Annotated in this window: 12 protein-coding genes; 4 read left to right on the top strand and 8 right to left on the bottom strand. The window is 60.5% G+C overall.

From position 1 onward, the window contains the following. Both Q0M35_RS13430 and proS read right to left on the bottom strand, forming a co-directional pair. On the bottom strand, nt 1-261 hold a 261-nt coding region (locus Q0M35_RS13430), incomplete at its 3' end, for a DUF2937 family protein (RefSeq protein ID WP_295316136.1). Between the two features lie 67 nt (nt 262-328). Next, nucleotides 329-1,720, bottom strand: coding sequence for a proline--tRNA ligase (gene proS / locus Q0M35_RS13425; RefSeq protein WP_295316134.1), 1,392 nt, complete (start codon nt 1,718-1,720; stop codon nt 329-331). A gap of 173 nt (nt 1,721-1,893) precedes the next feature. Here proS and Q0M35_RS13420 point away from each other — a divergent pair, with 173 nt between their 5' ends. The 4 genes from Q0M35_RS13420 to Q0M35_RS13405 all read left to right on the top strand — a co-directional run bounded on the left by Q0M35_RS13420 (nt 1,894) and on the right by Q0M35_RS13405 (nt 7,526). Further along, on the top strand, nt 1,894-2,961 hold the full coding sequence (locus Q0M35_RS13420; protein WP_295316133.1) for an AI-2E family transporter: 1,068 nt from the start codon (nt 1,894-1,896) through the stop codon (nt 2,959-2,961). Between the two features lies 1 nt (nt 2,962). Continuing rightward, nucleotides 2,963-3,643 (top strand): DnaA/Hda family protein, encoded by a 681-nt coding sequence (locus Q0M35_RS13415; RefSeq protein WP_295316139.1) that lies wholly within the window; start codon nt 2,963-2,965, stop codon nt 3,641-3,643. Nucleotides 3,644-3,686: 43 nt separating this feature from the next. Then, on the top strand, nt 3,687-5,861 hold the full coding sequence (locus tag Q0M35_RS13410) for an RNA degradosome polyphosphate kinase (protein WP_295316131.1): 2,175 nt from the start codon (nt 3,687-3,689) through the stop codon (nt 5,859-5,861). An 84-nt stretch (nt 5,862-5,945) separates the two neighbouring features. After that, the gene (locus Q0M35_RS13405; RefSeq protein WP_295316127.1) at nt 5,946-7,526 is read left to right on the top strand and encodes a Ppx/GppA family phosphatase; all 1,581 of its coding nucleotides are present in this window, start codon (nt 5,946-5,948) and stop codon (nt 7,524-7,526) included. Here the strand turns inward: Q0M35_RS13405 and Q0M35_RS13400 are convergent. From Q0M35_RS13400 to Q0M35_RS13375, 6 genes are all read right to left on the bottom strand, one after another. Then, a complete protein-coding gene (locus tag Q0M35_RS13400; RefSeq protein WP_295316121.1) occupies nt 7,511-7,879 on the bottom strand; it encodes a hypothetical protein in 369 nt (122 codons plus the stop codon). The genes Q0M35_RS13405 and Q0M35_RS13400 overlap by 16 nt on opposite strands. Nucleotides 7,880-7,898: 19 nt before the next feature. Next, complete coding sequence (locus Q0M35_RS13395) at nt 7,899-8,906, bottom strand: endonuclease/exonuclease/phosphatase family protein (protein WP_295316119.1); 1,008 nt, start codon at nt 8,904-8,906, stop codon at nt 7,899-7,901. Further along, the gene (locus Q0M35_RS13390; protein WP_295316137.1) at nt 8,906-9,583 is read right to left on the bottom strand and encodes a molecular chaperone DjiA; all 678 of its coding nucleotides are present in this window, start codon (nt 9,581-9,583) and stop codon (nt 8,906-8,908) included. The genes Q0M35_RS13395 and Q0M35_RS13390 overlap by 1 nt, the downstream gene beginning before the upstream one ends. 40 nt (nt 9,584-9,623) lie before the next feature. Next, nucleotides 9,624-10,112: a GNAT family N-acetyltransferase gene (locus Q0M35_RS13385; protein WP_295316117.1), complete on the bottom strand. Its 489-nt coding sequence runs from the start codon at nt 10,110-10,112 to the stop codon at nt 9,624-9,626. Further along, the gene (locus Q0M35_RS13380) at nt 10,109-10,726 is read right to left on the bottom strand and encodes a VOC family protein (protein ID WP_295316115.1); all 618 of its coding nucleotides are present in this window, start codon (nt 10,724-10,726) and stop codon (nt 10,109-10,111) included. Before Q0M35_RS13380 ends, Q0M35_RS13385 begins: the two co-directional genes overlap by 4 nt. A 116-nt stretch (nt 10,727-10,842) precedes the next feature. Further along, nucleotides 10,843-12,010 (bottom strand): methylmalonyl-CoA mutase family protein (locus Q0M35_RS13375; protein ID WP_295316110.1); only part of this gene is annotated, 1,168 nt, incomplete at its 5' end.

Here is a 12,010-nt window from a genome sequence, read left to right as displayed (position 1 = left end):
AAGAGCCGCGTGACGGGCAAAGGTCCGCTCCATATCGGCCCTGCGGCTGGTCACAAAGGCGGACCCGGTCATCTGTGCCAACGCATCGGCACGGCTAAGCCCCAGCGCCGCGGCAGAGGTATCAAAGTCGCGCACCACTTCGCCAAGCGCATCCACGGCGCCGCCGAGGCGTTGCAGATATTGCTGAGAATAGGCGGGAAACTGTGCCGCGCCAAATGCACCGGCAAGCCCCAGGGACAGCGTCACTGCGCGAAGGATCATATCCTGCTCCTGCTCTCCCCCGGGAGGCATGTCACAGCATAGCAGAGCCGTCAGGCCGCGAAAAGCCTCAGATATACGTGTGGAAAGCGCGCTGTTTCATCATCTCAACATGCTTCGTACCACCGTGGCCGCCGTAAATCCCGGCGACCTTTTTCACGGCCTCGTCAGGTGTCAGCTCTTCGCTTTCACCGGTGCGGCGGCTGGTCAGTTCAACCACGCCGTTCTTCAGCCCGCGCGGGCCCACGGTGATCCGCCAGGGCAGGCCGATGAGATCCATGGTCGCGAACTTGCCGCCCGCCCGCTCGTCACGATCGTCATAAAGCGGGTCGAGCCCTTCGGCCGTCAGCGCCGCATAAAGCGCCTCACAGGCCGCATCAGCGTCGTTGTCACCCTGTTTCAGGTTCACGATGCCGCAATGAAACGGCGTCACCCCTTCGGGCCAGATAATACCCTTGTCGTCATGGCTCGCTTCAATGATCGCACCCAGCAGGCGGCTGACGCCGATGCCGTGGCTGCCCATATGGACCGGCACGGACTTGCCGTCCGGCCCCTGAACCGTGGCGCCCATCGGCTCGGAATACTTTGTTCCGAAATAGAAAATCTGGCCAACCTCAATGCCGCGCGCACTACGCCGGCGTTCTTCGGGCACCCCCTCAAAGACCGCCACATCATGGGTTTCGTCTGTGCGGGCATAAAGATTGGTAAACTCTTCCAGGATCGACCGGCACTGGGCCACATCGTCATAATCAATGTCCCGGTCGCCAAAGGTCAGATCGGTCACCATGCTGTCATAGAAAACCTCCGATTCGCCGGTCTCTGCAAGCACGAGGAACTCATGGGTATAATCGCCCCCGATCGGTCCGCCGTCCGCACGCATCGGAATAGCCTGCAGCCCCATGCGCTCATAGGTGCGCAGATAGCTCACCAGATGGCGGTTATAGGCGTGCAGCGCGTCCTCTTTGGTCAGATCGAAGTTATAGCCGTCTTTCATGTAAAACTCGCGGCCGCGCATTACGCCAAAGCGCGGGCGCATCTCGTCGCGGAACTTCCACTGGATGTGGTAGAGCGTCAGCGGCAGATCTTTGTAACTGCCTACGTGGCTCCGGAAGATATCGCTGATCATCTCCTCGTTTGTGGGGCCATAGAGCATGTCACGGCCCTGACGGTCGGTGATGCGCAGCATCTCTTCGCCATAGTCGTCATAGCGCCCGCTCTCACGCCACAGATCCGCAGGCTGTACTGTGGGCATCAGCATCGGGATATGGCCCGCGCGTTGCTGCTCTTCATGCACAATCGCTTCAATGCGGCGCAGCACCCTGAATCCCAACGGCAGCCAGGAATAAATCCCTGCTGCGTTTTGCTTGATCATACCGGCACGCAGCATCAGCCGGTGGCTGACAATCTGGGCCTCGGCGGGGTTTTCGCGCAGTACGGGCATAAAATAGCGTGTGAGGCGCATCGCGGCTGGTCCTTCGGGTAAGATACTCCGCCCACTGACTATGCCAAAGCGCGGGTCCCCGCAATCACGCACTGACCTGCCCGCCGGGCTGCACGCGCGCTTTTTCCGGCCGCCCCCTTGCAACCGTCCGGCGCATAGGCAATGTGGGATGCATTCCGCAACCGGAGACCCCGATGGCACTGCCCGTCCGCGATCAGATGATATACTGGAGCTGTGCCGCAGCCGTCTTTCTGGTGCTGCTGTGGTCTTTGGGGCATGTGCTGCTGCCATTTATCCTGGGCGGTGCAATCGCTTATTTTCTCGATCCTCTCGCCGACCGGCTGGAACGTTTCGGGCTGAGTCGGGCCGCGGCAACCGCCGTCATCACGATCGGTGGCCTGCTGGTCTTTGTCATTATGGCGCTGCTTGTCATCCCGACACTGGTCAACCAGTCAATCCAGCTCGTACGCGCCGCCCCGCAATACGCAGAATCGCTCTCGACATTCGTCACAGAACGCTTTCCCTCGGTGCTCGAAGAGAGCTCGACCATGCGCCAGACACTCAACAACATCGGTGCCGCGATCGAGGAACGCGGGGCCGCCCTGCTGGAAACGGCACTCAGCTCTGCGGCGTCGCTGCTGAATGTGATTGTGCTGCTTGTGGTCGTGCCCGTGGTGTCGGTTTATCTGCTGCTCGACTGGGACCGGATGGTGCACCGCATCGACGAGCTGCTGCCGCGTGATCACGCCCCTGTCATCCGGCGGCTCGCCCGCGAAATCGATAACACGCTTGCGTCGTTCATCCGCGGGATGGGCACCGTCTGCTTTATTCTGGGCACCTATTACGCGCTGGCCCTGATGGTGGTCGGATTGCAGTTCGGACTGGTCGTAGGCTTCATCGCCGGGCTCGTGACCTTCATCCCCTATCTCGGCGCGCTGATCGGCGGCGCACTTGCCATCGGGCTTGCGCTCTTTCAGTTCTGGGGAGACTGGGTCAGCATCGGTCTGGTGGCCGGCATCTTTGTTCTGGGCCAGATCGTCGAGGGCAATATCCTGACCCCGAAGCTTGTAGGAGATTCGGTCGGGCTGCACCCGGTCTGGCTTATCCTCGCACTCTCAGTTTTTGGGGCGCTCTTTGGATTTGTGGGCATGCTGGTCGCCGTGCCCGTAGCGGCAGCTCTGGGCGTCATCGCCCGTTTTGCGGTCGAAAAGTATCAGCACTCGCTGCTCTATCAGGGCAGATCGGGCCATGGCGACACCTGATATGGCCGAACAGCTCGGATTTGACCTGCCCGGCGTTGCGGCGCTGGGGCGCGATGATTTTCTCGTCGCCCCCTCCAATGAAATCGCTTTTGCGATGATCGACGGCTGGCAGACCTGGCCGGGCCGGAAACTTCTGCTCACCGGGCCGGAGGGGTCAGGCAAAACGCATCTTTCGCATGTCTGGGCCGCCCTCTCGGGCGCAGATGTCATCACTGCCTGCGATCTGACCGCCGATATGGTGCCCGCACTTGCCGCAGGCTCAGTTGCCGTCGAAGACGTAGACCGCATCGCAGGCAACGCGCAGGCCCAGCGGGTTCTTTTTCACCTGCACAACCTGGTGCTGGCGGAATCCAACAGCCTTCTGCTGACCGGCACGGGCCCGCCACAGGCATGGGACATCGGGCTTGCCGATCTGGCAAGCCGCCTGGGCGGCACACCGATGGTGGCACTGGAGCCGCCCGACGATGCACTGTTATCGGCCGTTCTGGCCAAACTTTTCGCTGACCGCCAGCTGATGCCGAAACCGGACGTCATTGCATATCTGATCCGGCGTATTGACCGTTCCTTTGCGGCCGCACGTGATGTGGTATCTGCACTGGATGCCGCATCGCTGGCCCGGAAAAAGCCGGTTTCCCGCAGTCTTGCCGCTGACCTGCTGGACAAAGAGGACGCGGCGCGCTGATATATGTCACCGCTCCGTTACATTTTACCAGCACAAGGCCAGTATGACCTACGCCGACTTTCTGACAGCTGATTTTCCGCCTGCAACCGCGATGCCGGACCTTGATACCTCAGGTCCCGCCCGGTTCTTTAACCGGGAACTGAGCTGGCTCGGGTTCAACTGGCGCGTTGTGGAGGAAGCTGAAAACTCCCGCGTGCCATTGCTCGAAAGACTGCGTTTTCTCTCGATCTCGGCCAACAATCTCGACGAGTTTTATACCGTGCGGGTGGCTGGTCTGCGCGAACTTGCCCATGCGGGCAATACCACGCCCGGCGCTGACGGGCTCAGTCCTGCTGAACAGCTTGTGCTTATCGACCAGAACGCCCGCAGCCTGATGGAAACCCAGCAGAAAGTTCTGGTGACGCTGCTGGCAGAGATGGAAGAACAGAAGATTTCCGTCCTGCGCAACAAGGACCTCACTGACGAAGACCTGACTTATCTGGAGGACGTTTTTCTCACCCAGGTTTTTGCGGTTCTGTCGCCTCTGGCGATCGATCCGGCTCATCCTTTCCCGTTCATTCCCAACACCGGTTACGCGCTGGCCCTTCAGCTGGAACGCCGCAGCGACAAGCGGCCTTTACAAGCCCTGCTGCCGATCCCTGCACAGATCGAACGTTTTATCGCCCTGCCGGCAGCTGACGGCGAACACCGGTTTCTGCCGCTTGAAGAGCTGCTGGTGCTGAACGTTGGCGGGCTGTTCCCGGGGTATAAACTCAAGGCGCATTTCGAGTTTCGCGTGCTGCGCGACAGCGATCTCGAAGTCGAGGAGGAAGCAGAAGACCTCGTGCGCGAGTTCGAGGTGGCCCTTAAACGCCGCCGGCGCGGCGAAGTTGTACGGCTCACACATTCGGCCGGCGCGCCCGAAAAGCTCAAATCGGTGATCATGGAAGAGCTTGGCGTCGGTGCCGAAGAAGTCATCGAGATCGACGGCATGATCGGCTCGGCCGATCTCAGCGAACTGGTTCTCGACAGCCGGCCTGATCTGCTCTGGCCAAGCTTCACACCCCGCATTCCCGAGCGGGTGACCGATTTTGAAGGCGATATGCTGGCCGCTGTGCGCAACAAGGACATGCTGCTGCACCACCCTTACGAGACCTTCGATATGGTTGTGCGCTTCCTGCAGCAGGCCGCACGCGACCCGCAGGTGGTGGCGATCAAACAGACACTCTATCGCACCTCACGCGACAGCCCGATTGTCGAAGCGCTCTGCGAAGCGGCCGAGGAGGGCAAATCGGTGACCGCTCTGGTGGAGCTCAAAGCGCGCTTCGACGAGGCCGCCAACATCCGCCAGTCGCGCCGCCTGGAGCGGGCGGGAGCCCATGTGGTTTACGGTTTTCTTGATCTGAAAACCCACGCGAAAATCTCCACCGTGGTGCGGCGCGAAGGCAATCAGCTGGTCACTTATACCCACTACGGCACCGGCAATTACCATCCCATTACGGCCCGGATTTACACCGATCTTTCGCTCTTTACCTGCGACCCCCGCCTCGGCCGCGATGCGACCAAAGTTTTCAACTATCTTTCAGGTTACGCCCAGCCTGAAAAGCTCGACAACCTGGCGATTTCGCCCACCACACTCAAACCCCGTCTGCTGGAGCTGATCGCGGCGGAAGCCGAGTACGCGCGCGCCGGCAAACCTGCGGTCATCTGGGCAAAGATGAATTCGATCATCGACAGTGAAGTGATCGACGCACTTTATGCCGCCAGCCAGGCCGGTGTGAAAATCAGCCTTGTTGTGCGCGGCATCTGCGGGTTGCGCCCCGGCATCATGGGGCTCAGCGAAAACGTCCGCGTCAAATCAATCGTCGGGCGCTTTCTTGAGCATTCACGCATTGTCTGTTTCGGCAACGGCGCCGGATTGCCACACAAAAAGGGCCGGGTTTTCATCTCATCCGCCGACTGGATGGGCCGCAACCTCAACAGGCGGGTGGAAACCCTGGTTGAAATCGAGAACGCCACCGTCAAAGCCCAGATCGTGAGCCAGATCATGGCCGCCAATCTCGCGGATGTCGCACAAAGCTGGGTCATGGGGCCCGACGGCTCCTTTAAACGTCCGCCCCTGCCGGAAGGCGCCTTTGCCTTCAGCTGCCACCGTTTCTTCATGGAAAACCCGTCACTTTCCGGGCGCGGCTCGGCCGGTGCCTCGGATGTGCCCAAGCTGACCCATACCGAAGACTGATACCCCCATACCGGTAATTCCGACCGGGTGCATTGACCATCAGCCAAATCTTGCACAGGGTGTGGCGAAGCTGCGGAACTGCCAATGACTGACCAGACCAATATCACCGGAGCGCCTGAGGCAGCATCCGCGCAACCGGATGCAGGCCTTTTCGGCCGGCCGTTGTTTGAAGACCCTGGCGCGCGCGCTCTGGCCCGTGTGGGCGTGGTCGATGTGGGCTCGAACTCCGTAAGGCTGGTGGTCTTTGATGGCGCGGCCCGGTCACCGGCTTATTTTTACAACGAAAAAATCATGTGTGCGCTTGGAGCAGGCCTGTCGGACTCCGGGCGGCTCAACCCCGAAGGACGGGTGCGGGCACTCGCCGCCCTGCGCCGGTTCCAGCATCTGGCCCAGGGCATGGGGCTCCCGGCACTGACCGTTGTTGCGACGGCTGCTGTGCGCGACGCCAGTGACGGGCCCGAATTCTGCGAGGACGTGCGCCGCGAAACCGGATTGCGCATCTGGGTCATCGACGGCGAGGAGGAAGCGCGGCTTTCCGCCCAGGGGGTGCTGCTGGGATGGCCGGGGTCCTACGGGCTCGTGTGCGATATCGGGGGCTCCTCAATGGAGCTTGCGGAAATCTCCGGCGGGCGTGTCGGGCGCCGCATGACCTCGTCGCTCGGCCCGCTGAAACTGCGCGAGATCAAAGGTGGCAAAAAAGCCCGCGACGCGCATATCCGCGAGACCATGGAGCATATGAAATCCGTGATGGGCGACCAGAGGGACCGTCTTTTCCTCGTCGGTGGCTCCTGGCGGGCGATCGCGCGCATCGATATGTACCGCCGCGGCTATCCGCTGCACGTGCTGCATGAATACCGCATGACCGCGCGCAGTATCTCGGCCACGGCAAAGTTCATCCGCAAGGCGGACCTGGAAGAACTGCGCGGCGCCTGCAACATCTCTTCGGCACGCATGAGTCTCGTGCCTCTGGCCGCTGAAGTGCTGAGCCGTCTGGTGCAGTCGTTCCGCCCCAAAGACATCGCCATATCAAGCTACGGCATCCGCGAAGGAATGCTCTATGAGCAGATGCCGCAGCGTCTGCGCGACCGCGACCCGCTGATCGAAGCCTGCCGGTTCGCCGAAGCCAAAGACGCGCGCATGCCGGGCTTTGGCAAATCGCTCTACGCCTTCATCCATCCGCTCTTCAAAAACGTTCCCGATCAGCGCCGCCGGCTGGTCAAAGCGGCCTGCCTTTTGCACGACGTGAGCTGGCGGGCGCATCCCGACTATCGCGCCGAGACCTGTTTTGACAACGCAACTCGGGCCAACCTTGGTGGGCTGAAACACTCCGAACGGGTTTTTCTGGGTCTTGCGCTTCTGCACCGGTATTCCAATAAACGCGAAGGCACGCGTTTTGATTATCTCTATGATCTGATTGATGAAAAGTCACAGCTGGAGGCAGAAATTCTGGGCAAGGCCATGCGTTTCGGTGCCATGATGTGGATGGCACAGGACGCAGAACGCGGGACGCTGCGATGGTTTCCCAAGAAACGACGGCTGCAGCTGCTTCTGACCAACGATATGGTGCCGCTTTTCGGTGAAGTATCAGAGGCCCGGCTGGTCTCTCTGGCCTCATCGCTCAATGCCGAGGTTGAGGTCAGAAAAGTGCGTCAGAGATCCACCTGAGGCGGCATTTCAGGTGTGGTTTCAGGCGAAGGCGCCGGGTCGGTTCCGGGGTCTTTCTCCTGTTTGCGGCGGATGATGATATCGCCGTTTTCCAATATTTCAGGTGCCTCATACACCGACCAGTCTTCGATCTGAGAAAGCACCTTTGCCATGGCGGGGCCCATCTCTTCGATGAATTCGCTCATGCCTTCAAGCGCCGGCTCCATCTGGCGCAGCAAGCCTTCAAGGAACTGTCTTGTCCCTTCTTCCATCAGCGATGATCCGTCGTCCTGCTGTGCGGAGACAGGCAAAGCTGTGATGAGGGTCACAACGGCGGCAGAAAAAATCTGTTTCATTTGAAAAGTATAGCGCATCCGGCGCGATTCTCCGAGATCAGATATCGAGATCGATGCTGACAGGAAAGTGATCAGACGCGGCCACCAGTGCATCCCGCAGATCAGCATCGGCCCAGCATTCCGGGTCGTCCAGCGGATGCCAGATGCGCCAGTCAGCCCCGCGGGCGCGCAGATCATGCGAAATCATGATGTAATCAAGCAGCGCTTGTAAAAAGCGTTTCTCCGGCGCAATCCAGAAACGTGAAGTAGTTGGCAAAGGCCCGAGCCGCTGGCTTAGCGCCCGCCCGGCATGCGGGTCGAAGAGAGGGTTCTCCCCGTCTGAGCCAAGAATGATTTCAACCGACGACCGACCGAAAAGCCCTTCGAATTCATCAAGACCGGGGCCGTCGTTGAGATCGCCCATAACGATAACCGGCGTGCCCTCGGCGCTGACCTGATCGATCCGCGCACGCAGCCAGATGGCCTGGGCCAGTTGCTTGCGACGGTTGGAAATCGCAATGCGCATAATGTCGGCGTCATTGCGCGCACCAAGCGGCGCCTTGGACTTCAGATGCGCGCCGATCAGGTGCAGAGCCGTGCCGCTGCGCGTGACGATATCCAGCTCAAGGGGTGGCTTGGAAAACCGCACCTCGTCGCGGGTCGCATCCACATCCAGATCAATCCCGAACACGCCGTCAAAGCGCGGCACTTCCGGCGTTCCTGCCCGGGGGGCATGCACCACATCCAGCGCACCCGGATCATACATCAGCGCGATTTCCTGGCGCGTTTCATTGGCGAACCCCATGACGGCCGACCGCTGGCGCAACCCGTAATACGCAGCAAAGCTCTCGAGGGCGGCAACGGTGCTGCGGCGTCCGCTGGCATCGGGCGCTTCGACGATCAGAACTGCATCCGCATCCACTGCGCTCAGCACAGCAGCGATCGCATCCGCCTGGCCTTTGCGCGTAATATCGTGGCGGGCCGACCACGCAGTGTCCCGGATCAGCCGGTCTTTCGCGTCAAATAGCTCGTCAAACCACTCGACATTATAGGTCGCAAACCGCATCAGGCCCCACCCTGGATTTCTTCCCATGCGCGGTTGATGTCTGCCATCCGTTTCTGCGCCATCTGCAAGGCCTCTTCCGGCACGCCGCGCGCAATCATCGCATCAGGATGGTTTTCGCGCACCAGCCTTCGCCAGACCCTGCGGATCTCACGTTCAGACATTTCAGGCGTCACGCCGAGCACGGTGTAAGGGTCCCGTAACGCCTCCGGAGCAAAGCGCATCCGCAGCGCCCTGAATTCGTTCTCCGGCACCCCGAAAATGGCCGTGACCCGCTCCAGAAAGGCATCCTCATTGGGATGATAGAATCCGTCGGCCATCGCAATGTGAAATAGGCCTTCAAGAAGATCACGCAGCGTGTCCGGCTGGCCGCTGAACATCGCCCGGATACGCGCGGCATATTCTTCAAAGCCCGCAACATCGCGGCGTGCGAGGTTAAAGACCCGCGCCGCACCCTGCTCATCAGCGCTGGCAATATGGAACACCTCGCGGAAGGCCGTGACCTCGTCGCGCGTGACCTGCCCGTCTGCCTTGGCCATCTTGGCGCCAAGCGCAATTACCGCGATGGTAAAGGCGACGGAACGCTCAGGCGGGCTGCGCAACCGATCGAAAACCGCCGACAGCTCTTCGCCTGCGGTCAGTGCGGACAGCGCGTCGGAGATGCGGGACCAGATCGACATGACGCGGAGCATACCCGCTGGCGCCTGGCATGTCAGTCCGTCAACGCCCGCCCGCGAGTATTTTCTGCATCAGCACCAGATCCAGCCAGGCGCCGTTTTTGAGACCGACTTCCTCCAGCCGTCCTGCTTCGACATAACCCTCGCGCGTATGAAACCGGATGGCGCGCGGATTTACGGCACTTATCCCTGCAATCATGACGTGAATGCCTGCGGTGCGTGCAGCATCTTCGCCAGCCTGCAGCAGCGCGCCGGCCAGTCCGGTGCCCGCAGCCTGCGGCGTGACCAGAATGCTGTGCTCTGCCGTCGCGCGATATCCCGGCCCCGACCGGAAGGCACCGAAGGTCATAAAACCGCTGAAGCGGCCACGCGTCTCAGCGATCAGAAAAGCGTTCTGCCGCCGCGTGATCAGCTCGGTCACCGCTGAAACGGTCAGTTCAGCGTCCGTGAACGTGAAGGCCGTCTCGCGGATCATACCATTCCAGAGCGCGGCGACATCGCCGGCGTCAGACGTTGCAGCCTGCCGGATCACCCGCAGATCATCCTGTCACCTCCGGGTGTCGCGAAAACCGCCGCCATATCGACCGGACCAACCTCAAAATTGACCCGCGCATCATCGAGCCGCCCGGAAAGCAGCCTTGAGAGCTCGCGGGCTTCGGGATGAGAAATAATAAGCCGCTTCAGGCGGATACCTGATGCTTTCAGACGATCAGCCGGATGCAGATCGGTCTGCCATCGGATCAGCGCGGGCGCAAGGTTGTCAAAGGGCAGGACACCATTTTCCGGCACCGCCATTTGCCAGCGCAGATCACCGCGCTGCAGATCAACGGGTGTGCCCATGCCGTCCGGCATACCGTTCAGGTCAGCGGCCAGATCATCACTCCGGCAGATCCAGTTGGTCAGCCGCGCGGGGCCTTCAAAGCGGTCAAGATCGAACCAGCGCGCACGCCCGGGTTGAGGCGCCGCCGGGTTGATTGCAATCGCTTCAAGATAAATACCATCGTCGAGCCCCAGCAGCATATTGTGGGTAAAGAACACGTCATGTTCCCCGCCGGGCTGCATCGGTATGCCAAGCGCCTCCTCGACGACTGATCGGGCGTCATCCAGGGTTTCACCCGCCACTGCGAGGTGATCCAGTAACATCATCTTTCTCCCTGTCATCATCACGCAGTCGTTGCGCCAGCAGGTTCTTTGATCAACCGCAGGTAATGCAACTCCCGGCAACTTGAAAGAGGTTCAGTCAAATATTTTAAAGCTGCTGTTCAGGTTCTCGCCTCTGAAATCAATGTGAGAATATGCTGTGCCGCCTGAGGAATATTTGTGCCCGGGCCAAAAATCGCTTTCACCCCGGCATCATAGAGAAACTGGTAATCCTGCTGCGGGATGACGCCACCACAGATCACCAGAATATCTTCGGCACCCGCTTCTTTGAGGGCTTTGACGAGTTGTGGAGCGAGGGTTTTATGACCGGCCGCCTGACTGCTGATACCGATGACGTGGACATCATTGTCCACAGCATCCTGCGCCGCTTCAGCCGGTGTCTGGAAAAGGGGCCCCACATCCACGTCAAAACCGATGTCGGCAAAGGCCGTCGCGATTACCTTGGCGCCCCGGTCGTGTCCGTCCTGGCCCATCTTGACCACCAGCATGCGCGGGCGACGGCCTTCAGCACTGGCGAAATCCTCAACCGATTTCTGGATGGCCGCGAAGCCTTCATCCCCTTCATATGCAGCGCCATAAACACCTGCGAGTGTCTTCACCTCGGCGCGGTGCCGGCCAAATACTTTTTCCATCGCCATGCTGATTTCTCCTACTGTCGCGCGGGCGCGTGCCGCTTCAACCGCGGCTTCAAGCAGATTGCCTCCCTCCCCGGCACGGCGCGAAAGCTCCGCTAGAGCAGCCTCACAGGCCTCCGCATCCCGGCTGCTCCGAACCATTTCCAGACGCGCGATCTGGCTTTTGCGCACCGCCGCATTGTCAATGTCGAGGATGTCGATCGGATCTTCTTTGTCGCGCCGGTATTTGTTCACGCCAACGATCACTTCAGTGCCGCGGTCGATGCCGGCCTGGCGGCGTGCTGCCGCTTCCTCAATCCTGAGTTTGGGCATGCCGGAGGCGACCGCTTTGGTCATGCCGCCCATTTCCTCGACCTCTTCCATGATCTTCCAGGCGGCATCGGCCAGATCAGCTGTAAGTTTTTCCACATAATACGATCCCGCCAGCGGATCGACGACATTGGTCACGCCGGTCTCTTCCTGCAGAATAAGCTGGGTGTTGCGCGCAATCCGGCTGGAGAAATCCGTCGGCAACGCGATGGCTTCGTCAAGCGCGTTGGTGTGCAGCGACTGCGTCCCGCCGAGCACAGCACTCATCGCCTCATAGGCCGTGCGCACAACGTTATTATAGGGGTCCTGTTCCTGCAAACTGACA

The sequence above is a fragment of the Roseobacter sp. genome, assembly GCF_024639605.1.
Classification (GTDB): Bacteria; Pseudomonadota; Alphaproteobacteria; order Rhodobacterales; family Rhodobacteraceae; genus Roseobacter.
The sequence above is the reverse complement of the archived record's forward strand: the minus strand, read 5'-3'. Positions and strand labels throughout refer to the sequence as shown.